Origin of the sequence: Pseudomonas gingeri (genome assembly GCF_013385425.1) — a bacterium.
Classification (GTDB): Bacteria; Pseudomonadota; Gammaproteobacteria; order Pseudomonadales; family Pseudomonadaceae; genus Aquipseudomonas; species Aquipseudomonas gingeri_D.
In genome coordinates this window covers 88,631-114,385 of the sequence record NZ_JACAQA010000022.1, presented here as the reverse complement: position 1 = coordinate 114,385, position 25,755 = coordinate 88,631, and the positions used below count along the sequence as shown (strand labels likewise).

Below are 25,755 nucleotides of genomic sequence, written 5' to 3'. Positions count from 1 at the left end.
TGGAAACGCACCGGCGGCGCCAGGATTTACACCCGGGCGACGCTTTGCATCAGGAGTTTTTCAGGAGAGGGGGTTCAGACCGCCTGCAACGGCATGGTCAGTTCGACCCGCAGCCCGTCGGGACGGCTGTCGAAGTGCAGCACGCAGCCGCAACGCTGGACGATGGCGTTGACAATCGCCAGCCCCAGGCCGCAACCGGTGCTGGTGCTGTTGCGCCAGAAACGTTGGGTCAGGTGTTGCAGATCGTCCGGGGCGATGCCCGGGCCGTGGTCGCGGACCTGGAAGCGCACGCGGTTGCCGATGGTTTCCACGTTCAATTCCACTGGCGCATCCCCCGGTGTGTGGCGCAGGGCATTGTCCAGCAGGTTGCGCAAGGCGGCGATGGACAGGGTCGAGGGCATTTCCAGCGGCGCCGCGGAGAAGTTGTCCGAGAGGTGCAAGGCAATGCGACCACGATTGCCATTGGCCGAATCCTGGATCGCCAGGCGCGCCACCTGCTCGGCATTGCACTGCACACCATCGTCGAACGACAGGCTGCCTTCGACCCGCGCCAACAGCAGCAATTGCTCGAGGGTCCGGTGCAGGCGGTCGGCGCCGGCCTCGGCGTGGGCCAGGGACTGGTCACGGGCCGCGCCTTCGGTCATGCGCGCCACTTGCAGGTGGGTCTTGATCGCGGTCAGCGGGCTGCGCAGTTCGTGGGCGGCATCGCCGGTCAGGCGGCGCTCGCGTTCGATGGTCTTGCCGATACGCTGGAACAGCTGGTTCTGGGTGTCCAGCAACGGCTGCAATTCCCGGGGCAGCGGCTGCACCTGCAAGGGTTCGAGGGAGTCGGGGCTACGGCGCATCAAGGCATCGCGCATGCGATTGAGCGGCGCCAGGCCCTGGCCGATCCCCAGCCACAGCAGGCACAGGCAACCCACCAATGCCACGCCGACCGGCACCGAGGCCGCCAGCAGCACCGAGAGGTTCAGCGCCTCGCGTTCGACCTGGCGGTCGGCGGTGGTGATATGCACGTCGCCGCGCACCAGGGTGAAGCTGCGCCAGGGCGCGCCGTCGATCATCTGGTCATGGAAACCGGCGGTCTGGTCCTCCAGGGCCTGCTCTGGATTGTTGTGGCTGCGGGCCAGGATCTCGCCACGCAGGGAGCTGACCTGGCAGGCCATGCCTCCCGGGATATTAAGCTGTTCGGCGCTGAAATGGGTGCCGTCGCCCTTGGTCGAAATCGGCGGCAACTGCTCCAGCAACCCGGCGACCATGCGCGCCGAAGCCACCAGGCGCTGGTCGAGGGAAAACATCATCTGGTGGCGCAGGTCGCTGAGCATCCAGGTCGCGGCCAGGGCCCAGATCAGGATAAACGCCGCGCCGATGGTCAGGCTCAGGCGCAGACGCAGGCTCATCATGACGCGGTGTCCTCGTTACCCGCCGGGCCCAGTCGATAGCCGAGGCCGCGAACGGTTTCGACAATGCCGTTGCCGAGCTTGCGGCGCAGGTGATGGATATGCACGTTCAAGGCATTGCTTTCCAGCTCGTCGCTGAAACCGTAGACGCTGTCTTTCAGTTGCTCGCTGGAGAGGACCCGGCCGCGGTTGTGCAGCAGCGCCTGCAACAGCGCCTGCTCACGGCGCGAGAGGTCCACCGGCTGGCCGCCGAGCAGGGTCACGCGGCTGCTCGGGTCGTAGCTCAGGGCGCCGTGCTCGATCAGGTTGACGCTGCGCCCGGCCACGCGCCGCAGCAGGGTTTGCAGGCGGGCGAAGAGTTCGCGCAGGTCGAAGGGCTTGAGCAGGTAGTCGTCGGCGCCGGCCTGCAGGCCGTCGACCCGGTCGGTCACCGAGTCGCGGGCGGTGAGGATCAGCACCGGTATCTCCAGGCCCTTCTGGCGCAGTTGTGCCAGCAGCTTCAGGCCGTCTTCGTCGGGCAGGCCGAGGTCAAGTACCATCACGTCGAACTCGGCCGCGCGCAACATGGCCCGCGCCGCCGCGGCGTTGGCGACATGCTCGACGATCATGCCCTGGGCGGTCAGTCCGGCCTTGATGCCGCTGGCGATCAGTTCATCGTCTTCGCAAACCAGTACATGCATGGGGATACCTGCGCAAATGTGTCGATTGGAACGCAAATGGATTAAGCGGCGATTATGCCGCCAATGCCCGCAGAATAGTTAATCACCCGGCGCCTACAAAGTCCGTGTACAACCCGGATAAAATCGGGTTAATGATCGGTTAATCGCCTGCTTGCAGGCTTGCCCCACTTGCCACGGTTCTAAGGCTTTTTTATGCGTTGGTTGTTGACCTTTGTTTTTGTCCTTTTCGCAGGCCTGGCCCAGGCCGGTAACGATCCGTTCGCGGTAAAAAAGCCGGATTTCCTGCCCGTCGGCCAGGCCTTCGCCTTCAGCACCGAGACCCTGCCCTCCGGGCAAACCCGGCTGTATTGGCAGATCACCGACGGCTACTACCTCTACCAGAAACGCCTGAAGCTCGACGGCCTCGACGCGGCCCAACGGCCCGCGCTGCCCACGGGTGAGCACCACAGCGACGAGTTCTTCGGCGACCAGCAGGTCTATCGCAGCGAACTCGAGCTGCTGATCCCGGCCGGCGCCAGTGGCAAGGTTACCGTGGGCTGGCAAGGCTGCGCCGACGCCGGCCTGTGCTACCCGCCCCAAAGCCAGGTCGTCGATCTGGGCGGCAAGGCCCCGGTGTCCACGGCGCCAGGCCAGGCTCAGGCACAGGACCAATCCCTGGCCGCCAGCCTGCAACACAATGCCCTGGGCTGGAGCCTGCTGATCTTCTTCGGCATCGGCCTGCTACTGGCGTTCACCCCGTGCATGCTGCCGATGCTGCCGATCCTCGCCGGCCTGGTGGTGGGCAGTGGCGCCAGTCCACGGCGTGGTTTTGCCCTGGCCGGCAGCTATGTGATCTGCATGGCGCTGGTGTATGCCGCGCTGGGCATGCTCGCGGCCCTGCTCGGCGGCAACTTGCAGGCGTTGCTGCAACAACCCTGGCTGCTGGGCAGCTTCGCCGCGTTGTTCGTGGTGCTGGCCCTGCCGATGTTCGGTTTCTTCGAACTGCAATTGCCGGCGGCCCTGCGTGATCGCCTGGAAAACGCCGGCAGCGGTCGGCGCGGCGGCAGCCTGCTGGGCGCCGGGATACTCGGCGCCCTCTCCGGCCTGCTGGTCGGCCCGTGCATGACCGCACCCCTGGCCGGTGCCCTGCTGTATATCGCCAAGAGCGGAAAAATCGTCGAAGGCGGCCTGGTGCTGTTCACCATGGGCATCGGCATGGGTTTGCCGCTGTTGCTGCTGGTGACCGTGGGCAACCGCTTCCTGCCCAAGCCGGGCGCCTGGATGGACCGGGTCAAGGCGGTGTTCGGCTTCCTGTTCCTCGGCATCGCCGTGCTGATGATCCGCCCGGTGGTCAGCGAATCGCTGTGGCTCGGTCTGTGGGGCGCGTTGCTGTTGATCATCGCCTGCTGCGCCTGGAGACAGGGCCGCCAGCCTGGACGCGGCGCCCTGCTGAGTGCCTGCGTGGGCACCCTGCTCGGTCTCTGGGGCTCGATTCTGGTGGTCGGTGCCGCCGGCGGCAGCACCGAGCTGTGGCAGCCGTTGCACGTCTATACCGGCACGACAACGGCCAATGGCAACGCAGCGGCCCACGATGCCTTTATCACCCTCAAGGACCCGGCCGCCTTGCAGCGCGAACTGGACACGGCCAAGGCCCAGGGCCAATGGGTGCTGGTGGACTACTACGCCGACTGGTGCGTGTCGTGCAAGATCATGGAAAAAACGGTCTTCTCCCAGGCCGAGGTACAGGCTGCCCTGGGCGATGTCCGGCTGGTGCGCCTGGATGTGACCAACGACAACGCCGCCAGCCGCGAACTGCTCGGCCGTTATGAAGTACCGGGCCCACCGACCCTGCTGTGGCTCGCGCCGGACGGCCAGGAACGCCGGGGCAGCCGGATTACCGGCGAAGTCGATGCCAAGGCTTTTCTCCAGAACTGGAACAGCACACGGGATGTTCGCTGATGCTCACCCTGACCCTCGGTACCTTCGCGTTGTCGATCAACCACCTGCTGTTGTTGCTCGCCCTCGCCCTGGCGACGCTGGTGGGCTGGCGGGTGGCGAAACGGGGCGGTGACAACCCGGAGTCGGTGCTGTTCGGTCTGTTCATGCTGGCCATGCTGGTGGCGCGAATCAGTTTCGTGATCGCCTACTGGAGCTATTTTCGCGACGATCCGTTGCAGGTGCTGGATATCCGCGACGGTGGTTTCCTCGCCTGGCCGGGGGTGCTGGCACTGCTGTCGGGCACCGTGCTGTTCTGCTGGCGACGTCCGGCCCTGCGCCGGCCGCTGGGTTTAGGACTGGGCAGTGGCCTGGCGTTCTGGCTGCTGGCCAGCCTGTCGATGACCCTCTACGAACAAGGCACGCGCCTGCCGGAAATCACCCTGCGCAATGCCCAGGGCCAGGAGGTGCAATTGCGCGACTACCAGGGCGGCCCGCTGGTGATCAACCTCTGGGCCACCTGGTGCCCGCCGTGCCGACGGGAAATGCCGGTGCTGCAAAAAGCCCAGTATGAACGCCAGGACGTGACCTTCCTGTTCGTCAACCAGGCCGAAAGCATGCAGAGCGTCAGCACCTTCCTGATGACCCAGGGCCTGAACCTGGACAACGTGCTGTTCGACGGTACCGGCAAGCTGGCCCAGAGCGTCGGCTCCATGGCCCTGCCCACCACCCTGTTGTACAACGCCGAAGGCCGCCTGCTGGGTACTCACCTGGGCGAATTATCCCAGGCCAGCCTGGCCCGGGCCCTGGAAAACTTCGGTCCGCCCAAATCCACTTCGGCCACACCGGCCACCGCAAGGAAACCGCTATGCCCTTCAACCGCCACCTGCTGAACCTGAGCCTGAGCACCGCACTGGGCGCGTTGCTGCTGCAAGCGCCCATGGTCCAGGCCGAAGAACTGCCCGCGCCGATCAAGAGCATCGAAGCCAAGGGCGCGAAAATCGTCGGCAGCTTCGACGCGCCGGGTGGCCTGCGGGGTTATGCCGCCCAGTTCCAGAATCGGGGCATGGCCCTGTACCTGACCGCCGATGGCAAGAATGTGATCGCCGGCAACCTGTATGACGCCGACGGCAACGACCTGAGCCAGGCGCCGCTGCACAAGCTGGTGTATGGGCCGATGGCCAAGCAGGTCTGGGGACAGATGGAGAAGAGCAGCTGGATCGAGGACGGCAAGCAGGATGCACCGCGCACCGTCTATCTGTTCAGTGATCCGAACTGTCCGTACTGCAATATGTTCTGGGAACAGGCACGGCCGTGGGTCGACTCGGGCAAGGTGCAATTGCGCCATATCATGGTCGGGATTATCCGCGAGGACAGTGCGGCCAAGGCGGCCGCGCTGTTTACCGCCAAGGACCCGCAACTGGCCCTGCATGACCATGAGAAGGCCGGCAAGGGCAGCAAGCTCAAGCCGCTGGACACGATCCCGGCACCGATCCAGGCCAAGCTCGATGCCAACATGAAGCTGATGGAGGATCTGGAGCTGTCGGCGACCCCGTCGATTTTCTATCTCGATGAGAATGGTGATCTGCAACAGCAGCAGGGTGCACCGTCACCGGACAAGCTGCTGAAGATTCTCGGGCCGAAGTGATTCATCCACAGGCACCAAGGTGCCTGACGCTATTGTTACGCTGAAACACGATCCTGTAGGAGCCGGCTTGCTGGCGATGGGGCCCTTGAACCCTGCATCGTTCTCAGGGACGCCATCGCCAGCAAGCCGGCTCCTACAAATGACCGCATTGGCCGCGGCTACGGGTTAACGATCAAGATTTCGCGGGGCCTTCATGACCCCACGCCCTTCACAACCCCTCCAGCTCCGCCATCAGGTCGCTCAGGCGATCAACCTTATCCTCGCTGATCCCATTGGCTTCCAGCCCGTCGATATACGCCGCCAACGCCTCCACCGTGCCGCACTCGAACATCGCCCGCAGCGGCACATTGCGCTGCAGGACCTTCTGCACCCGTGAAGCGATCTGCGTGGCCAGCAACGAATGCCCGCCCAGTTCGAAGAAGTTGTCGCGTACACCGACCTGCTCGACCTTCAGCACTTCGGCCCAGACCCCGGCCAGAATCTGCTCCAGTTCATTGCGCGGCGCCAGATAGTCCTGGCTGGCCAACTGGCCGATCTCCAGGACCGGCAAGGCCTTGCGATCAAGCTTGCCATTGGCGTTCAACGGCAGCGCGTCCAGCCACAACCAGTGCAACGGCACCATGTACTCCGGCAACTCGGCCCGCAGGCGCTGGCGGATCCGCTCCAGTCGTTCGTTCACACCCAGGGCCGAATCCGTCGCCACCAGGTAACCCACCAGGTGCTTGCCGTTGACCCCCTCCTGAACCCCGACCGCCGCCTCGCGGACCTCCGGCTGTTCATGCAGGCGCGCCTCGATTTCCCCCAGTTCGATCCGATAACCGCGGATCTTCACCTGATGGTCGATCCGCCCGACATACTCCAGCACCCCATCGACACGGCGCCGTGCCAGGTCGCCGGTACGATACAAGCGCTCACCCGGCCCACCGAATGGATGCGGCACAAACACCTGCGCGGTGCGCAACGGATCGCTGATATAACCGCGACCGACCCCGATCCCGGCCACGCACAACTCGCCCACCGCCCCCGGCGGCACCAGTTCATCGGCACCGTCGAGCAGGTACAGACGGTTGTTGTCGGTCGGCAGGCCGATCGGCAGGTAGCTGCCCCGCGTCGAGGCCTCGTCGACCCGGAAAAACGCCACATCATCCGAGCACTCGGCTGGACCATAGGCATTCACCAACCCGACCTGTGGATAGCGTTGCAACCACTGATGGGCCAGCTCGGGCGGCATCGCCTCGCCGGTCGGCAGCAACCAGCGCAGGCCGTCAAGGCTGACCGGGTCGAGGGCGAGCATGCCCTGGATCAGCGACGGCACGCTTTCCAGCACACTGATGCCCTGCTCCCGGACATGCTCCAGCAAAGCTTGCGGATCATGGGCCAGGGCATTCGGCACGATAGCTACCTGAGCGCCGAACAACGGCGCCGCCAGGAACTGCCAGACCGAGATATCGAAGCTTTGCGACGCCGTCTGGGCAATCACATCCGCCTCGCTCAGTTGCAGGTACGGCACCTTGCTCAACTGGTTGTTGAGCATGCCGCGCTGCTCCACCATCACGCCCTTGGGCAGGCCGGTGGAGCCGGAGGTGTAGATCACGTAGGCCAGATTATCCGGGGCGCTGTGGATACCCGGGTTGGACGACGCATATCCCCCTTCCTGGACGTCTTCCCAGACCAGCAGCTTCGGTCGCAGCGGCTCGGCGAACTCCGCCAGCAAGGCCCGCGCCCGCTCCAGGCAATCCCGGGTGCAGACCAGCAACGGCGTGCGGCTCAATTCGACAATCCGGCTCAGGCGCTGGCCCGGCAAGCCCGGGTCCAGCGGCAGGTAGCCGGCGCCGGCCTTGAAGCTGCCGACGATCATGCCCAGCAGTTCCAGACCCCGTTCGGCCAGCAGCGCCACGGGCTGATCGAGACCGACACCGGCTTGAACCAGTGCATGGCCCAGTCGGTTGGCCGCCAGGTTCAGTTGCTCGTAACTTTGCTGTTGATCCCGGCAGCTCGCCACGATCCGTTGCGGATGTTCCTCGACCCGCGCCTCGAACAGCGCCACATAACTCTGCTCCAACGGATAAGCCCGTTCGCTCTGGTTGCAGTCGTGCAACAGAAATTCCCGCTCCTCTTCAGCCAGCAGCGGCAAATCGGCCATATCGCCGTGCAAACCGTCCATCAAGGCCAGCAACAGGCGCTTGAACTCACCGAGCAGACGCTCGATGCTGGCCTCCTCGAAATAACGCCGGTCGTAGGACAGGTGCAGCCCGAGGTCATCGCCCGGATAACAGACCGCCGTCAGCGGGAAGTTGGTGTGGGTCCGACCCGAATCCGAAGTGGCATTGAAGCTCTGCGCATGGTCGAGTACCGAGACCTGCACCGGGGCGTTCTCGAACACGAACAGGCTGTCGAACAACGGCTGGCCCTTGGGCAGCTCGCTGTGTTCCTGGATATTCACCAACGGCAGGTATTCGTACTCGCGCAGTTCCATATTGTGCGCCAGCAAGCCGCTCAACCAATCACGCACACGGCAGGTCACGCCGTCCCGGGGCAGTTTCACCCGCAGCGCGATGCTGTTGATAAACAGGCCGACGGTGCGTTGCATCTGCGGCATATCCACCGGACGACCGGCCACGGTCACACCGAACAGCACGTCGCGATCACCGCTGAAACGACGCAGGACCAAAGCCCAGGCCGCCTGGGCAAAGGTGTTCACGGTCAGCTGATGCTGCTGGGCCAACTCCCGCAGACGTGCGCCATCGCGGACATCGAGACGGGTATGGCAATCCCCTACCCGCATCCCGCCAGTAGCCCCCGCATGCTCGCGCAGGAACGGCCGGTCACTCGGAATATGGGTGGCCCGCTCGAAACCTTGCAGGTTGTGTTTCCACCACTGCCGGGCCTGCACCAGGTCCTGGCGTTGCAGCCAGCCGATATAGTCGCGGTAGCGCGGCGGCTGCACCAGTTGCGCCTCACGGCCCTCGCCCATGGCCATGTAGATTTCAAAGAAATCGTCCATCAGCAGCGAGCGGCACCAGGCATCGATGAGGATATGGTGGTTGCTCATCATGAACCAGTAGCGCGCCGCGCCGACCTTGATCAGGCGCAGGTGGAACGGCGCCTCACGGAGCAGATCGAAACCGGCTTCGCGCTCGCTTTCGAGCAAGGCTTGCAGACGCGGCTCATGGCCGGCCTCGGCTTCAAGGCTCCAGTCCAGGTATTCGAAAGGCATGCTGCCCGGCTTGTGGATAACCTGCAACATCTCCTCGCCGACGTTCCAGCAGAAGGACGCGCGCAGGGCTTCGTGACGGGCGATCACCTGCTGCCAGGCCTCGGCGAAGCGCCGCGGGTCCAGTTCGCTGTCGATGCGGTAGCGGTCCTGCATGTAATAGAGGCCGGTGCCCGGTTCCAGCAAGGTGTGCAGTAGCAGGCCTTCCTGCATCGGCGTCAGCGGGTAGACGTCCTCGATCCGCGCGGCCGGCACCGGCAGCGCATCGAGCTGCGGCTGGGTCAGGCGCGCCAGGGGGAAGTCCGATGGGGTCAGGCCGCCGTTGCCGTCTTTCAGGCAATGTTCGATCAGGCTGTCCAGTTCGCCCAGGTAGGCCTGGGCCAGCTCGGCGACGGTCTGTGGGGCGAGGCGTTCGCGGCTGAAGGTCCAGCGCAGGACCAGCTCACCGCCATACACCTGGCTGTCGATACTCAACTCGTTGGGCAGCGGTGCCTCAGGCGAATGGGCTTGCCCCACCGATTCGTCCAGCGGCCGGAACAGCGCCTCGTCGCCAAAGCTCTGGTCGAACTGCCCCAGGTAGTTGAAGGTGATCGCCGCCTGCGGCAAAGCCGCCATCGCCGCGCGATGCGCCGGATCGGCCAGATAACGCAGCACGCCATAACCCAGGCCCTTGTGCGGCACGCCGCGCAATTGCTCCTTGATTGCCTTGATCGAGGCGCCCTGCCCAGAGGCATCTTCGATCAGGCACGGGGTCAGGCGCACCGGGTAGGCACTGGTGAACCAGCCCACGCTGCGGGTCAGGTCGATTTCGTCGAACAGGGTTTCGCGGCCATGGCCTTCGAGCTGGATCAGCGCCGAGTCGCTGCCGGTCCAGCGGCAGATCACCCGCGCCAAGGCGGTCAGCAGCAGGTCGTTGACCTGGGTGCGATAGGCCGCCGGAGCCTGTTGCAACAAGGCCCGGGTGCGCGCCGCCGGCAGGTGCACGCTGAGGGTTTGCCCATGACGGTTCTGCAACCCGCCCTGGCGGTTCGTGCCCGGCAGTTCGGTCGCAGGTCCAGCCAGTTGCGCCTGCCAGAGGGTCATCTCTTCGCGTAGCGATTCACTGCCGGCATAGGCCCGCAAGCGCACCGCCCAGTCGCGCAAGGCACTGGTCTTGATCGGCAGTTGCAAAGCCTGGCCTTCGATCAATTGGGCATACGCCGTTTGCAGATCGTCCAGCAGGATGCGCCAGGAAACGCCATCCACCACCAGGTGATGAATCGCCAGCAGCAGGCGCTGTTCACCCTGCGGCCCGTCCACCAGCAAGGCCCGCAGCAGCGGTCCCTGTTGCAGGTCGAGGCTGCGCTGGGCTTCGGTGTACAGCTCGGTGCACTGCGCCCAATCCATGACGCGGACCTGCTGCAACACACTGACGTCCTTTGGTACCGCGTACTCCGCCAGCCATTGGCCGTGGGGGCGGGTAAAGCTCAAGCGCAACGCGTCATGGTGCTCCAGCAGGATCAACAGCGCCTGTTCCAGGGCATGGGGTTCGAGGACACGGGTCGGCGCCAGCAAGACCGCCTGGTTCCAGTGCTGGCGTTCGGCAATTTCATTGTCGAAGAACCAGTGCTGGATCGGTGTCAGGCCCGAGGCGCCGCTGAGCAGGCCTTGTTCGGCGACGATCCGCTCGCTGCGGGTGGCCACCGCCGCCAGGCTTTGTACGGTCTGGTGCTGGAACAGGTCGCGGGGGCTGAAATGAATCCCCTGCGCCCGCGCCCGGCTGACCACCTGGATCGACAGGATCGAGTCGCCGCCCAGTTCGAAGAAGTTATCGTGCAGGCCCACTGGCGAGAGGTTCAGCACTTCGCTCCAGATAGCCGCCAGGGACTGCTCCAGTTCGTTGCCTGGCGCCACATAGTGCTGGCGGTTGAGCTCCGGGTCCGGTGCCGGCAAGGCGCGGCGATCCAGTTTGCCGTTGCCGGTCAGCGGCATCTGTTCCAGCAGGATCAGGTACGCGGGGACCATATAGTCCGGCAGTTGGCGCTTGAGATGCAGTTTGAGGGCTTCACGCAAGGCAGCCTGTTCGGTCTCGCCCTGCTCGACCACGTCGCTGGTCAGATACGCCGCCAGTTGCCGGCCGCCCGGGATTTCCAGGGCGAGGACCACCGCCTCGCGAATCGCCGGATGTTCCAGCAGACGGTTTTCGATTTCCCCCAGTTCGATGCGGAAACCGCGAATCTTCACCTGATGGTCGACCCGGCCCAGGTACTCGACCTGGCCGTCGGCCAGCTGCCGGACCCGGTCACCGGTGCGGTACAGGCGTCCGCCATCGGCCGAGAACGGATCGGCGACAAAACGCTCGGCGGTCATGCCGGGACGCGCATGGTAACCCTGGGCCAGGCCCGCGCCGCCGACATACAGCTCACCGGTAGCGCCTTGTGGCAGCAATGCCAGGTCCTCATCGAGGATAAACGCCACACGCGCCCCGACCACGCGGCCAATCGGCACGCTGGCGGCACCCTCCTCCAACTGCTCGGGAGCGAGACTGGCCAGGGGCATGACCACGGTTTCCGTCGGGCCGTAGGCGTTGAAGAACAGCCGGGGCTTGAAGGCCGCGCGAATCCGCTGCAGGTGCTCGCCGGTCAGGGCTTCGCCGCCGGTGATGCACAGGCGCACCGGCAAGGTCCGCTCCTGGGTCGCCAGCCATTGGGCCAACTGGCTGCCGTAGCTGGGGGTAAAGCCAAGAACATTGACCCGCTGCTCATCAATCAACTGGCAGATCTGCTCGGCATCCCATTGTCCCTGGGCCCGCAGTACCACTCGGGCACCGCTGAGCAACGGCACCAGCAGGCGTTCGGTGGCGGCATCGAAGTTGATCGAATAGAAATGCAGTTCACAATCGTCGGGACGCATCTCGAAACGCCGGATCACCGCCTGGCAATGCATGGCGATTTCGCCGTGGGACACCACCACGCCCTTGGGTTTGCCGGTGGAGCCGGAGGTGTAGATCAGGTACGCCTGGTGCTGCGGCAGATTGATAAACGGCAGCTCGGTGGCGGGATAGTCGGCCAGGGCCGGAGCGTCTTGCTCCAGGCACCAGCTCGCCACACCGGTCGGCAGTGGCCCGAGGGCGTCGAGCAGCGCTGTGTGGCTCAGCAGCAAACCGACGCCGCTGTCTTCAATCATGTAATGCAGGCGGTCCAGCGGGTATTCCGGGTCCAGCGGCACATAGGCGCCGCCGGCCTTGAGAATCGCCAGCAGACCAACCACCAGGTCCAGCGAGCGCTCCAGCGCCAGGCCGACCCGCACCTGCGGGCCGACGCCCTGCTCGCGCAGGCGCCAGGCCAGGCGATTGGCGCGACGGTCGAGTTCGCCGTAGCTCAGGGTCTGGCCGGCGAAGGTCAAGGCCGGTGCGTCCGGCCGGGCCAGGACCTGTTGGCCGAACAGGCTCTGGATACACTGGTCCAGGCGCTGTTCGCCGGCCTCGAGGCCCAGGCTGTCGCGCAATGCCTGTTGCTCGTCGGCCTGCAACAGCGGCAGCTCGCAGAGGCGTTGTTGCGGATCGTCCAACAAGGCCCGCAGCAGGTTGCGCCAATGGCCGGCCATGCGGGCGATACGGGGCTCGTCGAACAGGTCGGTGCTGTAGGTCAGGCAGCAACCCAGGCGCTGGTCGAGGTCGGTGACTTCCAGGTTGAGGTCGAACTTGGTCGCCCGCGCATCGTTGACCAGGTATTCCACGGTCATCTGGCCCAGGCGCCGGCTTTGCTGGAACTCCCAGCGCTGCACATTGCACATCACCTGGAACAGCGGGTTGTAGGCCGCGCTGCGGGGCGGTTGCAGGGCCTCGACCAGTTGATCGAACGGCAGGTCCTGATGGGACTGGCCTTCGATCACGGTATGCCGGACCTGCTCGAACAGCTCGCCGACGCGCATCTGGCCGTCGAGCTGGCAACGCAGCACCTGGGTATTGAGGAAGGCACCGATCAGGCCTTCGCTTTCCGGGCGGATCCGGTTGGCCACCGGTGCGCCGATGCGCAGGTCGCCCTGGCCGCTGTAGCGATAGAGCAGCACGGCCAGGGCGGCGGTCATGGTCATGAACAGGGTCAGGCCGTGCTCGGCATTGAAGGTACGAACCCGCGTGGCCAGGGCATCGTCGAGGTCGAAGCGGTAGAGCTCGCCATGGTGGCTTTGCACCGGCGGCCGCGGACGGTCGCCGGGCAGTTCGAGCAACGGGTGTTCGTTGCCCAGTTGCGCGGTCCAGTAATCCAGCTGGCGCTGGCGCTCGCCGGATTCCAGCCATTCGCGCTGCCAGGCGCTGTAGTCCAGGTATTGCACGGCCAGCGGCGCCAACGGCGATTCGCAACCTTCGACAAAGGCTTCATAGAGCGCGCTCAGTTCCCGGGCGAAGATATCCATCGCCCAGCCTTCGGTGACGATATGGTGCAGGGTCAGGACGAAGTAATGCTCCTGTTCCCCGGCCTTGACCAGGCAGGCGCGCAGCAAGGGTCCGGTTTCCAGGTCGAATGGCTGGTGCGCCTCGCTGTCCGCCAGTTGCCGCAGACGCTGCTCGCGGGTGACGGGGTCGAAGGCGGAGAAGTCCTTCAGGGCCAGACTCAGACCGGTCTCGGCGGCAACCCGCTGACAGGCCACGCCATCCACGCTCGGGAAGGTGGTGCGCAGGGTTTCGTGGCGCAGGATCAACGCCTGCAACGCCGCCTCGAAACTGGCCAGGTCGAACACACCACTGAAGCGCGCCATGCCGCCAACGTTGTAGGCCGGGCTGTCCGGTTCCATCTGCCAGAGGAACCACATGCGCTGCTGGGAATAGGACAAGGGCACCGGCCGGCTTCGGTCGACCGGCTGGATCGCGGTTTGCGGATTACGCCGACCGGCCCCCTGGATCAGCCGGATCTGTTCGGCAAAGGCCCCCAGTTCGCTGGCTTCGAACAGCACCCGTAGCGGCAGCTCGACATCGCAGGCCTGGCGGGTGCGGGAAATGATCCGGGTGGCCAACAACGAATGGCCGCCGAGAGCAAAGAAGTCGTCCCGCAGGCCGATACGCGGCTGGCCGAGCACTTCGCGCCAGATCGCGGCGATCTGCTGCTCCAGCGCACTTTGCGGCTCAAGGTGCTCGCGCACCTGCCATTGCGGTTCCGGCAAGGCCTGGCGATCCAGCTTGCCGCTGGGGCTCAGGGGCATGGCGTCGAGGCGCACCAGTTGCGAGGGCACCATATAGTCCGGCAGCTCGGCGGCCAGTACGCTCTTGAGACGTTCACTCTGCTGCGCTTCGGACTCGGCGCTGGCGGGGCTGGTGTAGTAGCCGATCAACTGCGCACCGGCCGCGGTTTCGCGTACCAGTACCACAGCCTGGGCCACCTCTTCTTGGGCCAGCAGCCGCCCTTCGATTTCCTGCGGTTCCAGACGGAAGCCACGCAGCTTGACCTGCTGGTCGAGACGGCCGAGGTATTCCAGCACGCCCTCGGCATTCCAGCGCACCCGGTCGCCGGTACGGTACAGACGCGCGCCCGCCTCTCCCAGCGGGTCGGCGACAAAACGCTCGGCCGTCAGCCCCGGCTGTCCCAGGTAACCCCGGGCCAGGCCGATACCGCCGATGCACAGCTCCCCGGGCACACCGGCGGGCAGTGGGTTGAGGTCGGTATCGAGAACCCGGGCAATCACATTGTCCAGCGGCCGGCCGATGGGCGAACGCTCGCCGTCCGTGACCTGGCAGTGCCAGTGGGTCACGTTGATCGCGGTTTCGGTCGGGCCGTAGCGGTTGTGCAAACGCACATTCGGCAAAGCCTCCAGGGTCCGGTCGCGCAGCTCGGCGGGCAAGGCTTCGCCACCGGAAAACAGCCGCCGCAAACTGCCGCAAGCGGGCACCTGCGGCTCATGAACGAAGAGTTGCAGCAGCGCCGGGACGAAATGCAGCGTGGTCACGCCGTAGGTCTGCACCAATTGCGCGATACGCTGGGGGTCACGGTGTTCGCCAGGGCCGGCGAGCACCAGGCGGCAGCCGCTGATCAGCGGCCAGAAGCATTCCCAGACCGACACGTCGAAGCTGATCGGGGCCTTCTGCATCAACACATCGCTGTCATCCAGCGCGTAGGTCGCCTGCATCCATTGCAGGCGCTCGGCCAGGGCCGCGTGGGTGTTGCCGACGCCCTTGGGCTGGCCGGTGGAGCCGGAGGTGTAGATCACATAGGCGAGGTGATCGCCTTCAAGGTGCAGGCCCGGTGCCTGGCTCGGCCAGGTGTCGAGCTTGAGCAGGTCGAGGGCGATGGCGCTGACCCCGGGGGCCACCGGCAAGCTGTCGAGCAGATGACTCTGGGTCAGCAGCAGTTCGACGCCGCTGTCGGCGAGCATGTAGGCCAGGCGCTCGGCCGGGTAGTCCGGGTCCAGCGGCACATAGGCGCCGCCGGCCTTGATAATGGCGAGCAGGCCGATCAGCAGTTGCGGCGAGCGCTCGACGGCGATGGCCACCCGCACGTCCGGGCCGACGCCCTTGTCCCGCAGGTAGTGGGCCAGGCGATTGGCCTGGGTGTGCAGGCTGGCGAAGTCGAGACTGCCGCCCTCCCATTGCAGGGCGATGCGTTCCGGGGTCAGTCGGGCCTGTTGCTCCAGCAGTTCCGGCAACCATTGCCGGGCCGGGGCACAGGCCGCCGCGCCCCATTCGATCTGCCGTGCCTGTTCGGTGTTATCCAGCAGTTGCACATCAGCAATAACCCGTTGCGGTTGGGCGCAGACTTCACGCAGCAGGCTGACGAAATGTCCGGCCAGGCGCTCGATGGTCGGCGCGTCGAACAACTCGTCGGCGTAGTCGAAGGACAGGCTCAGGCGCCCGCCGCGATCTTCCTCGCTGTGCAATTGCAGGTCGAACTTGGCTTCACGACTGTGCCAGGGCAGCTCGTCGGCCAGCAGGCCGGGCAAGCGGCGCAAGGCACCGAGGTCGCGTTGCTGGTGGTTGAACAGGACCTGGAACAGACCCTGTTCGCGAGCCTGCGGAAAGGCTTCGAGCAGTTGTTCGAACGGCAGGTCCTGGTTCGCCTGGGCTTCGAGGGTGGCCTGGCGGGTGCGGGCCAACAGTTCGCTGAACGGCAGGCGCGCGTCCAGCTCGACCCGCAGCACCAGGGTGTTGATAAAGAAGCCGATCAGCCCCTGGGTTTCCAGGCGCGGACGGTTGGCGCCGGGCACGCCGATGCGAATGTCCTGCTGGCCGCTGTAGCGGTGCAGCAGGCCCTGGAACACCGACAACAACAGCATGAACGGCGTCGACTCGAAGGCCTGGGCGGTCTGGCGCACGGCCTCGCCCAGCGTCTTGTCCAGGCGCAGGGTCAAGCGTTCGGCGCTGTGGCGTTTTTGCGCCGAGCGCGGGTGATCGGTGGCCAGGCTCAGGGTCGGCAGTTCGTCGCCGCCCAGGCGGGCTTTCCAGTAATCCAGCTGCCGCTGGCCTTCGCCCTGGGCCAGCCATTGGCGCTGCCAGCCGGCGTAGTCGGCGTACTGCAAGGACAGTGGCGCCAGCTCCGCGACCTGGCCTTGGGCTGCCGCGGCGTAAAGCCTGGCGAACTCGTCCATCAGGATATTCAGCGACCAGCCGTCGGCGATGATGTGGTGCATCGTCACCAGCAACTGATGTTCCTGGTCGTCCAGGCGCACCAATGTCACCCACAGCAACGGGCCGTTTTCCAGATCGAATCGAGTGCGCGCTTCGTCCTCGCGGATTTGCCGGGCGCGGGCTTCACGGGCGTCGGCGGGCAAGTCACCGAGGTCGATGCATTGCAATTCGAAAGTGGCCTTGGCCTCGATCCGTTGCAGGGCCTGACCGTCGCGTTCGAGGAACCGCGTGCGCAGGGATTCGTGGCGGTCGATCAATTGCTGGAAGCTGCTGCGCAGCGCCGCTTCGTCCAGCTCGCCGCGCAGGCGCAGGGCACCGGGAATCGTATAGGCGCTGCTCTGCGGGTCCAGTTGCCAGAGGAACCACAAGCGGTTCTGGGCCAGGGATTGCGGCAGGTCCTGGTTTCGCGACAGCACGGCAATCGCGCCCAGGGCCAGGCCGCCGTCCTGCTGCACGCGCGCCACTTGTGCGCTGAAATCGCCGAGGGTCGGCGCTTCGAACAACAGGCGCAGGTTCAGTTCGATACCCAACGCCTCGCGCAGGCGGGCCACCACCTGGGTCGCCAGGATCGAGTTGCCGCCCAACAGGAAGAAATGGTCGTCGCTGGCGACTTGCGTCACCTGCAACAGCTCGGACCAGATTCGGCCGATCAGGGCTTGCAGTTCATCGCCGGCGTTATCTGCCGCCACACCCGGTTCCGCGTCTACCGAGCGATCCGGGAATACCGCATAGGCGTCGAGGCTGCCATCGGCCAGACGGCTGCGGCAGGCCGAACGTTGCAACTTGCCGCTGGAGGTTTTCGGCAAAGCCCCGGGATTGAGCAGCACCACCACGCTCGGCGCTTGTTGATACGCCTCGGCCACCGCCTGGCGGATCGCCTTGATCAGGGCTTCTGGCGGCAGGATCTTGCGCACGCTGCGGCTGATCTCGGCGGCGATACCGATGCCCTCCTCGCCCCGTTCGGTGACCGCAAACGCCGCGACCCGGCCTTTGCGCACCACCTCCACTTCCCGCTCGATGGTCTTTTCGATGTCCTGGGGATACAGGTTGTGACCGCGCACGATCAGCATGTCCTTCAGGCGCCCGGTGATGTAAAGCTCACCGTCGCGCAGGAAACCCAGGTCGCCGGTGCGTAGCCAGGTCGCCCCGGCGTGCTCGACAAAGGTCTTGGCCGAGGCTTCGGGATTGCGCCAGTAACCCCGGGCAATACTCGGCCCGGTGGCCCAGACCTCACCGACCTGATTGTCGGCCAACACGTGCAGAGTGTTCGGTTCGACCACCTGCACGGCATGCCCGGGCTGGCCGGTGCCGCAACTCATCACCGCGTTGCCGTCGCCCGGTTGCGCGCGATTCTGCGCCAGGGCCGCATCGTCCAGGCGCAGGGCGGGAATCCCCCGGCCACGCTGGCCACCGGCAACGAACAAGGTGGCTTCCGCCAGGCCATAGGAGGCGAACCAGGCATCGGCGCTGAAACCGCAAGGCTCGAATTGCTCGGCGAAACGCTCCAGGGTGTCGAGGCGAATCGGCTCGGAACCGGAATAGGCCACCCGCCAGCTTCTCAGGTCCAGGCGCGCCAGCGCGCTGTCGCTGACCCGCTCGCTGCACAGCCGATAGGCGAAGTCCGGGCCGCCGCTGATGGTGCCGCCGTATTCGCTGATCGCTTCCAGCCAGCGCAATGGGCGAGCAAGGAAATAGGCCGGGGACATCAGCACACAGGGCACGCCGCTGAAAATCGGTTGCAGCAGCCCGCCGATCAGGCCCATATCGTGGTAAAGCGGCAGCCAGCTGACGATCACGTCATCAGGATTGAGATCGATACCGAAACCGCGACGGATCAGTAGTTCGTTGGCCATCAGATTGCCATGGCTGACCTGCACGCCCTTGGGAAACGCGGTGGAACCCGAGGTGTATTGCAGGAAGGCGATGCCGTCGGCATGCAGCTCGGGCGGGTTCCAGTCAGCCGCCAGCGCGCTGTCCAACTGATCGACACAGAGCAGGCCCGGGGCATCCGCGGCGGACAGCTCGGCCATCTGCAACAGCGGTTCGCGCAAGGCTTCCTGGGTCAGGACCAGGCGTGGCTCGGCATCGGCAATAATCGACAGCAGGCGTTCCTGATGATGACGACGGGCGGATTCCGGCGGATAGGCCGGCACCGCGATCACCCCGGCGTAGAGGCAACCGAAGAACGCCGCGACGTAATCCGGGCCGCTGGGAAACAGCAGGACCGCGCGGTCCCCAACCTCGGCCTGGGTCTGCAACGCTGCCGCAATGGTCCGCGCCCGCAGGTCCAGGTCGCGGTAACTGAGCACGGCGCCCTGCTCCTGGTTCTCGGCGAGAAAACGCAAGGCCAGCCGCTCCGGCGTCTGCGCCGCGCGACGTTGAAGGGCCTGGGCCAGGGTGCTGGGGAGGTCGAACGCATCCATCATGGTATTCCTGCCTGAAGTCGGCCGGCCCGGAGTCTTGAAGACGGGCAGGCCGATTGAATATGAGACGTGAAAAATAAAGGTGAGGCGCAAAGCCCCGGGTCAGCCCGTCGCCCAGGCCAACTGACGCCGCGAGCCGTTACGCCAGCGAGCCAGATGCTCGTCGGCATAACGCCGCAGGCAACGCAGCAGCGCGGCTTCCTGATCGATCAGGTAGAAGTGATGGCCGTCGAACATATCCAGGGAGAAACCGGTGCCGGTTTCTTCCTGCCAGTCGAGCAGCTCATCGGCGCGGATACTGTCCTGCTTGCCGCCGAACACATGGATCGGCAGCGGCAGCGGCGCGCGCTGGCCGTAGCTGAAACTGCCGCAGAGCAGGAAGTCGGCACGCAGGATCGGCAGCATCAGCTGCATCAGGTCGCGGTTGGCCAGGGTTTCCTCGGCCGTGCCCTTGAGTTCGCGCAGCCGCTCGAGCAGTTGTTCATCGGTTTTCGCCACGGCGTACTGGCTGACATCGCGCCGCACCGGCCCGGCGGTCGCCGAAACGAACAGCGCCAACGGCAGCGGCAAGCCACGCTCGTGCAGGACGTGCAGCAACTCGAACGCCAGCAGGCCGCCAAGGCTGTGGCCGAACACGGCATAGGGCTGGTCGAGATCAACGGCGATCTCCTCGGCCAACTGCCCGGCCAGGGTTCTGATATCGCTTTGCAGCGGCTGGTTCATGCGCATGCCTCGCCCCGGCAACTCCAGCGGCGAGACCTGCAGCCACTGCGGCAGCTTGCGCCGCCAGCGGTGGTAGAACGTGGCGCTGGCACCAGAGTAAGGAAGGCAGAACAGTCGCAGCCCGGGGGAGGTGTTCATGCCCAGCCACCCTTGATGAAAACCATGTCGCCCTCCTCGAAGATACCGATCCTGGGCCGTGCGGGTGCCCGGCCTGTTCTCCATGAGAACGGATGGCCCGAGGGAATAATTAGTCCCGGCCGCCCTCTGCAAGGCCGGTGGCAGAGCACAATGAACAGGCAGGTATCAAGCGGCACACAATATGATTAGTTATTTTTCTCATTTGACAATCATTATCATTCATCCTACTTTTATGTCCGCCACGCCGGGCACCTCTCACGGCACTGCCCCGCTACCTACTCGCTACAAGGTGATTTCCATGATGGAACATGTACCCACAAGCAAGTGCGACTCACCGCTACTGCAGGCCTTTGTCGACAACCGTCTGATCCTGGTCAAGATTGCCGCGCGCATCACCGGCTGCCGCTCTCGCGCCGAGGACGTGGTGCAGGACGCGTTTTTCCGCCTGCAGTCGGCGCCGCAGATCACCTCCTCGTTCAAGGCCCAGTTGAGCTACCTGTTCCAGATCGTGCGCAACCTGGCCATCGACCACTACCGCAAGCAGGCGCTGGAGTTGAGGTATTCGGGGCCGGAAGAGGAAGGCTTGAATGTGGTGGTCCAGGGTGCGTCGCCGGAAAACTCGCACATCAATTTCCGCACACTGGAAAATATCGCCGATGCCCTCGGCGAGTTGCCGCAGCGCACCCGCTATGCGTTCGAGATGTACCGGCTGCACGGCGTGCCGCAGAAGGACATCGCCAAGGAGTTGGGGGTTTCACCGACCCTGGTGAACTTTATGATTCGCGATGCGCTGGTGCATTGCCGCAAGGTCTCGGGAACCCGCGGCAACAGCCTGGCAGGACGTTAAGCAGGGACTACTGGCCCGCCACCGCAGCGGCGGCCGGCATCACCGTGATGCGATAAGGCTGGAAGATTTTCAATAACTCGCCACTGTCATGCAGGCGCTGCAACAGCTTGCCGAACGCCTCGCCACTGATGGGCGCTTGCGGACGCAGGATCGCGTAGTGATGGTAGACCTGGTCGATCCGCTCGGAGATCAGCAGCTCCTTGGCCACATCCGGGTTGCGGATCAGGTAGTCGGACAGGTAGGAGCGGGTCACCAGGGCGATATCGGCCCGCCCGCGCAGCACCATCAGCAGATTGGCGTCATGGGAGTACGTCAGGGTGGCGTTGTAGGTGTCGGCGAGGAACTTGGGGTCGGCGTTGAAGCTGGCAAACTCGTAGTGATACCCGCTGAACAGGGCCAGGCGCTTGCCCTTGAGGTCGGCAAAGTAGCTTTCGCCGCGACCCGGCTCACGCTGGGCGACAAACACCTCGGCATCCTCCAGCCCCATGTCGACCGCTGTATGCGGAATATCCTTCCAGCCCCAGGCCGGATTCTCGAAGATCGCCATATCGGTCCGCCCCTGCTGCAGATCACCGAAACGACGCGGAATCGAGGTCGGCACCAGGGTGAACTGGTAATCGCTCTGCAACTTGTTCAAGGCCTCGGCCAACTGCGGCAACAAGCCGGTATCGGCGCCCTGCTCGGGTCGGATGGTGTAGGGCGGGAAATGCGCGGCGCCAATCCGAATCAGTTGGGCCGCCGAAACTGGCAAGACCACCAACGCCGAGAGCGCCAACAACAGGATCCGGGAAACCGTGCGCACGGACAGGACGTTCAAAGGCACACACCTCAGGAAAAAAATCGTGGCATCAAACTAGGCGGTTTTCCCAACTTAGACAACTTTCCGCCCGCTAATTAATGACTTGCGCAGCAACATCACGAGTCTTTGAGAATCAACATCAAAGCCTCTTCGGCCAGTTGGTCCAGCGTCAGGCTGCCCTGGGGTCGAAACCAGGTGGTGGTCCAGGACAAGGCGCCGGTCAGGAAGCGCCGGGTGATGAACACGTCGCCCTTGATATAGCCGGCATCGCGGGCTTCGCCCAGCACCTGGAGCCAGATCTGCTCGTAGAGATCGCGCAAGGCCAGGACCTTGGCCTGCCCCTGCTCGGACAACGAGCGCCATTCATAGACCAGCACCGCCATGGCTTCACCGGTGCCACCCATGATCGATTGCAGTTCACAACGGATCAGCGCCAGCACCCGTTCACGCAGGCTGCCGGCTTCGGCCAGCGACGCGCGCATCAGGGCCGTGTTGTAAACGATAGTCTCCTCCATCACCGCGCGCAGGATTTCGTCCTTGCTTTTGAAGTGATGGAACAGGCTGCCGGACTGGATGCCGATGGCACTGGCCAGGTCGCGCACCGTGGTGCGGTCGAAGCCCTGGCTGCGAAACAGGTGGGCCGCGGTCTGCAGCAATTTGCCGCGGGCGCTGTCCGGGTCGGTCAGTTGTCCGGCGCTGACCAGTTCGCGCATGACACGCTGGGCTTGTTGCTCGTTCACGGCATTTTCCTCATGACTCTACGGCGTCCCACCCTCGGCCCACCGCAGGAGGGAGGTTGCGCGCAATTTAAGCCTACAAGGACAGCCAAGCAAGCGCTTGGGGTGAACGGACCGGTGGGATTTACAAACCAAGCGCTTGCTTGGTAGTCTCGTCCAGGGATTTTCGGAGGCGGCTCTGATGAAGGCAAGGGTTCGTGTCGGTTGCGCCAGTGCGTTCTGGGGCGATACCAGCAGCGCGGCGGCGCAACTGGTCGAAGGCGGGCGCCTGGACTACCTGGTGTTCGACTATCTGGCGGAAGTGACGATGTCGATCATGGCCGGGGCGCGGATGAAAGACCCCGGCGCCGGTTATGCGACGGACTTCGTCGAGGTCCTGCGGCCCTTGCTCGGCGAGATCGCCCGCCAGGAAATCCGCGTGATCAGCAATGCCGGCGGGGTCAATCCACAGGCCTGCGCCGCGGCCCTGCAAGCAGCCTGCAACACCGCCGGAGTACCGTTGAAGATTGCCGTGCTGCTGGGCGACGACCTGCAACCGCAGCTTGGGCAACTGGCCGCGAGCGGCATCCAGGAAATGTTCAATGGCACGGCGCTGCCCGCACACTGTGTGTCGACCAACGCCTACCTTGGCGCGCCGGGCATCGCCCAAGCACTAAGCCTGGGCGCGGATGTGGTGATCACCGGGCGGGTGGTCGACAGCGCGCTGGTCAGTGCCGCCCTGGTGCATGAATTCGGCTGGTCCTGGCAGGACTACGACAAGCTGGCCCAGGCCGCCCTCGCCGGGCATATCATCGAGTGCGGCGCGCAGTGTACCGGCGGCAACTTCACCGATTGGCGCGAGGTGCCGGACTACGAACACATCGGTTTTCCCATCGTCGAGGTCAGCGCCGACAGCCACTTCGTTGTCAGCAAGCCTGAAGGTTCCGGCGGCCTGGTGACGTCGCTGACCGTGGGCGAGCAACTGCTCTACGAAATCGGCGATCCCAGGGCCTATCTGCTGCCGGATGTCATTTGCGATTTCACCCGGGTCCGGCTTGTGCAGCAGGCCGCCAATCGCGTCAGCGTCAGCGGCGCCAGGGGTTTGCCACCGACCGCGCAATACAAGGTCTGCGCCACCTATCCTGATGGATTCCGCTGTACCGCCAGCTGCCTGATGGCCGGGATTGACGCCGTGGCCAAGGCCCGCCGGGTCAGCCAGGCGATCCTCGACAAGACCAGTGAAATGCTCGGCGCCCGGGGCTGGCCGCCCTACAGCGAAGTCAGCAGCGAGCTGCTCGGCAGCGAAGCCACCTACGGACCCCATGGCCGCCGCCAGGACAGCCGCGAGGTGGTGATCAAGCTGGCGGTGCGTCATCCCGAGCGCCAGGCGCTGCTGCTGTTTTCCCGGGAGATCGCCCAGGCCGCCACCGGCATGGCCCCGGGGCTGACCGGGATCCTCGGCGGACGGCCCACGGTCTCCCCGCTGATCCGCCTGTTTTCCTTCCTGATCGATAAAGAGGCCTGCACATTGAGCGTGCATCTCGACGGCCAGGCGCATGCCGTCGCCCTGCCCGCCTCGAGCGCCATGCAATCCATTGCCGAAGACCTGCAACCGCCCAGGCCACAGGGCCGTGCCGAAGCCAATGTGCCCCTGGTGAAACTGGCGGTGGCGCGCTCCGGCGACAAGGGCAATCACAGCAATATCGGGGTCATGGCGCGGCACCCCGACTATCTGCCGTGGATCGCCGAGGCCTTGACCCCGGCGGTGGTGGTGGACTGGATGGGCCATGTCCTCGACCCCATCCATGGCCGTGTCGAACGCTGGTACCTGCCCGGCAGCCACAGCCTGAATTTTCTGCTGGAAAACGCCCTGGGCGGCGGCGGTATCGCCAGCTTGCGCATCGACCCCCAGGGCAAGGCCTTCGCCCAGCAACTGCTGGAAATCCAGATTCCCGTGCCACGACAGATTGCCGATCAACTGGCTTGAGGACTGTCACCGTGACCTGTGCATCCCCGTTCGATCAAGCACCCAGGAGAATCCCATGCCCGTGATCGAATCCCGGCTCGATGACCATGGCGAGGATTTCGCCCGTCATCGCCAGGCCATGCTCGCCGGCCTCGGGCAGATCCGCCAACTGGAACAGAACCTGCTGGACAAGGCCGAAAGCGCGCGGGAGAAATTCACCGGCCGGGGTCAGTTGCTGCCCCGGGAACGCCTGAACCTGCTGCTCGACCCCGGCGCGCCGTTTCTCGAACTGGCCAGCCTCGCCGGCTACAAGTTGCACGACGACAAGGATGGCAGCCTCGCCGGTGGCGGCCTGATTGCCGGTATCGGCCATGTCTGCGGCGTGCGCGTGCTGGTGGTAGTCAACAACAGCGCGATCAAGGGCGGGACCATTTCCCCCAGCGGCCTGAAAAAGACCCTGCGCCTGCAACAGATTGCCCTGGAAAACAAACTGCCGGTGATCACCCTGGCCGAAAGCGGCGGGGCCAACCTCAACTACGCGGCGGAGATTTTCGTCGAAGGCGCGCGCAGTTTCGCCAATCAAGCGCGGATGTCGGCAATGGGCCTGCCACAGATCACCGTGGTCCACGGCTCGGCGACGGCGGGCGGCGCCTATCAACCGGGGCTCTCGGATTACGTGGTGGTGGTCCGTGGCAAGGCCCGCTTGTTTCTCGCAGGTCCCCCATTGCTCAAGGCGGCCACCGGTGAAGTGGCGACCGACGAGGAACTCGGCGGCGCGCAGATGCATGCCCAGGTGGCCGGCACCGCGGAATACCTGGCGCAAAACGATGCCGACGGCGTGCGTATCGCCCGGGAAATCATCGCCCAACTGCCCTGGAACGACCGACTGCCGATCACAGCCGCCAGGACCTGGACCGAACCGCTCTACCCCATCGACGAGCTGCTCGGACTGATCCCCGACGACCCGAAAAAACCCTATGACGTGCGCGAGATCGTCGCCCGCCTGGCCGACGGCTCGAACTTCCTCGAATTCAAGGCCGAGTTCGACACCCAGACAATCTGCGGCCATCTGCAGATCCAGGGCCGGCCCTGCGGCCTGATCGGCAATAACGGCCCGATCACGCCCAAGGGCGCGAGCAAGGCGGCGCAGTTTATCCAGCTCTGCGACCAGAGCCGCACGCCCTTGGTGTTCCTGCATAACACCACCGGCTTCATGGTCGGCACCGAGGCCGAGCAACAGGGGGTGATCAAGCACGGGGCGAAGATGATCCAGGCGGTGGCCAATGCCCGGGTGCCGAAACTGACCCTGGTGGTCGGCGGCTCCTATGGCGCCGGCAACTACGCCATGTGCGGCCGCGGCCTGGACCCGCGTTTTATCTTCGCCTGGCCCGGCAGCCGTACGGCGGTGATGGGCGGCGCCCAGGCCGGCAAGGTGCTGCGCATCGTCACCGAGGCGCGGCAGCTCAAGGACGGCCTGGTGCCCGACACCAAGATGCTCGACGGGCTGGAGCAGATGACCGCGCAAAAGCTCGACAGCCAGTCCACCGCGCTCTACGGCACGGCCAACCTGTGGGACGACGGTCTGATAGACCCTCGGGACAGTCGCACGCTGCTGGGTTATTTGCTGGATATCTGCCACGAAGCCGAGGTTCGTCAGCTACAACCCAATAGCTTTGGCGTGGCGCGGTTCTGATCA

12 protein-coding genes are annotated in these 25,755 nt (G+C 65.0%); 6 read left to right on the top strand and 6 right to left on the bottom strand.

What is annotated here, in order from left to right:
- Nucleotides 1-74 precede the first annotated feature (74 nt).
- Both HX830_RS24240 and HX830_RS24235 read right to left on the bottom strand, forming a co-directional pair.
- Nucleotides 75-1,400, bottom strand: coding sequence for an ATP-binding protein (locus HX830_RS24240; protein ID WP_177103068.1), 1,326 nt, complete (start codon nucleotides 1,398-1,400; stop codon nucleotides 75-77).
- Complete coding sequence (locus tag HX830_RS24235) at nucleotides 1,397-2,077, bottom strand: response regulator (RefSeq protein ID WP_103496883.1); 681 nt, start codon at nucleotides 2,075-2,077, stop codon at nucleotides 1,397-1,399. Before HX830_RS24235 ends, HX830_RS24240 begins: the two co-directional genes overlap by 4 nt.
- Nucleotides 2,078-2,269: 192 nt before the next feature.
- Between HX830_RS24235 and dsbD the strand changes: the two genes are divergently transcribed.
- Genes dsbD through dsbG form a run of 3 tightly spaced genes read left to right on the top strand, consistent with a single transcriptional unit; the run spans nucleotide 2,270 to nucleotide 5,639 of the window.
- Nucleotides 2,270-4,015 (top strand): protein-disulfide reductase DsbD, encoded by a 1,746-nt coding sequence (dsbD, locus tag HX830_RS24230; protein WP_177103066.1) that lies wholly within the window; start codon nucleotides 2,270-2,272, stop codon nucleotides 4,013-4,015.
- Nucleotides 4,015-4,884 (top strand): TlpA disulfide reductase family protein, encoded by an 870-nt coding sequence (locus HX830_RS24225; RefSeq protein ID WP_177103064.1) that lies wholly within the window; start codon nucleotides 4,015-4,017, stop codon nucleotides 4,882-4,884. The genes dsbD and HX830_RS24225 overlap by 1 nt, the downstream gene beginning before the upstream one ends.
- Nucleotides 4,860-5,639: a thiol:disulfide interchange protein DsbG gene (dsbG, locus tag HX830_RS24220; protein ID WP_152736981.1), complete on the top strand. Its 780-nt coding sequence runs from the start codon at nucleotides 4,860-4,862 to the stop codon at nucleotides 5,637-5,639. Before HX830_RS24225 ends, dsbG begins: the two co-directional genes overlap by 25 nt.
- A 208-nt stretch (nucleotides 5,640-5,847) precedes the next feature.
- On the opposite strand, the gene HX830_RS24215 is transcribed toward dsbG, so the two are convergent.
- Nucleotides 5,848-18,873, bottom strand: a complete 13,026-nt coding sequence (locus tag HX830_RS24215) for a non-ribosomal peptide synthetase (RefSeq protein WP_177103062.1) — start codon at nucleotides 18,871-18,873, stop codon at nucleotides 5,848-5,850.
- A gap of 99 nt (nucleotides 18,874-18,972) precedes the next feature.
- On the bottom strand, nucleotides 18,973-19,731 hold the full coding sequence (locus tag HX830_RS24210) for a thioesterase II family protein (protein WP_177103060.1): 759 nt from the start codon (nucleotides 19,729-19,731) through the stop codon (nucleotides 18,973-18,975).
- Between the two features lie 298 nt (nucleotides 19,732-20,029).
- Here HX830_RS24210 and HX830_RS24205 point away from each other — a divergent pair, with 298 nt between their 5' ends.
- Nucleotides 20,030-20,578 (top strand): RNA polymerase factor sigma-70, encoded by a 549-nt coding sequence (locus tag HX830_RS24205; protein ID WP_103499700.1) that lies wholly within the window; start codon nucleotides 20,030-20,032, stop codon nucleotides 20,576-20,578.
- A 7-nt stretch (nucleotides 20,579-20,585) separates the two neighbouring features.
- Here the strand turns inward: HX830_RS24205 and HX830_RS24200 are convergent, their stop codons facing one another.
- Together HX830_RS24200 and HX830_RS24195 are read right to left on the bottom strand one after the other, a co-directional pair.
- Nucleotides 20,586-21,386 carry a substrate-binding periplasmic protein gene (locus tag HX830_RS24200; RefSeq protein ID WP_177103116.1) on the bottom strand — a complete coding sequence of 267 codons (801 nt, stop codon included), beginning with the start codon at nucleotides 21,384-21,386 and terminating at the stop codon, nucleotides 20,586-20,588.
- Between the two features lie 107 nt (nucleotides 21,387-21,493).
- A complete protein-coding gene (locus tag HX830_RS24195; RefSeq protein WP_103499698.1) occupies nucleotides 21,494-22,117 on the bottom strand; it encodes a TetR/AcrR family transcriptional regulator in 624 nt (207 codons plus the stop codon).
- 178 nt (nucleotides 22,118-22,295) lie between these two features.
- On the opposite strand from HX830_RS24195, the gene HX830_RS24190 reads away from it, so the two are divergent.
- Nucleotides 22,296-24,080, top strand: coding sequence for an acyclic terpene utilization AtuA family protein (locus tag HX830_RS24190; RefSeq protein ID WP_177103058.1), 1,785 nt, complete (start codon nucleotides 22,296-22,298; stop codon nucleotides 24,078-24,080).
- Nucleotides 24,081-24,135: 55 nt separating this feature from the next.
- A complete protein-coding gene (atuC, locus tag HX830_RS24185) occupies nucleotides 24,136-25,752 on the top strand; it encodes a geranyl-CoA carboxylase subunit beta (RefSeq protein ID WP_152736987.1) in 1,617 nt (538 codons plus the stop codon).
- Nucleotides 25,753-25,755: the final 3 nt, after the last annotated feature.

Excerpts from the sequence above, each read along its gene's own strand:
- HX830_RS24235 (WP_103496883.1), bottom strand. The coding sequence starts at position 2,077 with ATGCATGTACTGGTTTGCGAAGACGATGAACTGATCGCCAGCGGCATC.
- HX830_RS24240 (WP_177103068.1), bottom strand. The coding sequence starts at position 1,400 with ATGATGAGCCTGCGTCTGCGCCTGAGCCTGACCATCGGCGCGGCGTTT.
- HX830_RS24205 (WP_103499700.1), top strand. The coding sequence starts at position 20,030 with ATGATGGAACATGTACCCACAAGCAAGTGCGACTCACCGCTACTGCAG.
- HX830_RS24225 (WP_177103064.1), top strand. The coding sequence starts at position 4,015 with ATGCTCACCCTGACCCTCGGTACCTTCGCGTTGTCGATCAACCACCTG.
- HX830_RS24190 (WP_177103058.1), top strand. The coding sequence starts at position 22,296 with ATGAAGGCAAGGGTTCGTGTCGGTTGCGCCAGTGCGTTCTGGGGCGAT.
- atuC (WP_152736987.1), top strand. The coding sequence starts at position 24,136 with ATGCCCGTGATCGAATCCCGGCTCGATGACCATGGCGAGGATTTCGCC.
- HX830_RS24210 (WP_177103060.1), bottom strand. The coding sequence starts at position 19,731 with ATGAACACCTCCCCCGGGCTGCGACTGTTCTGCCTTCCTTACTCTGGT.
- dsbD (WP_177103066.1), top strand. The coding sequence starts at position 2,270 with ATGCGTTGGTTGTTGACCTTTGTTTTTGTCCTTTTCGCAGGCCTGGCC.
- HX830_RS24215 (WP_177103062.1), bottom strand. The coding sequence starts at position 18,873 with ATGATGGATGCGTTCGACCTCCCCAGCACCCTGGCCCAGGCCCTTCAA.
- dsbG (WP_152736981.1), top strand. The coding sequence starts at position 4,860 with ATGCCCTTCAACCGCCACCTGCTGAACCTGAGCCTGAGCACCGCACTG.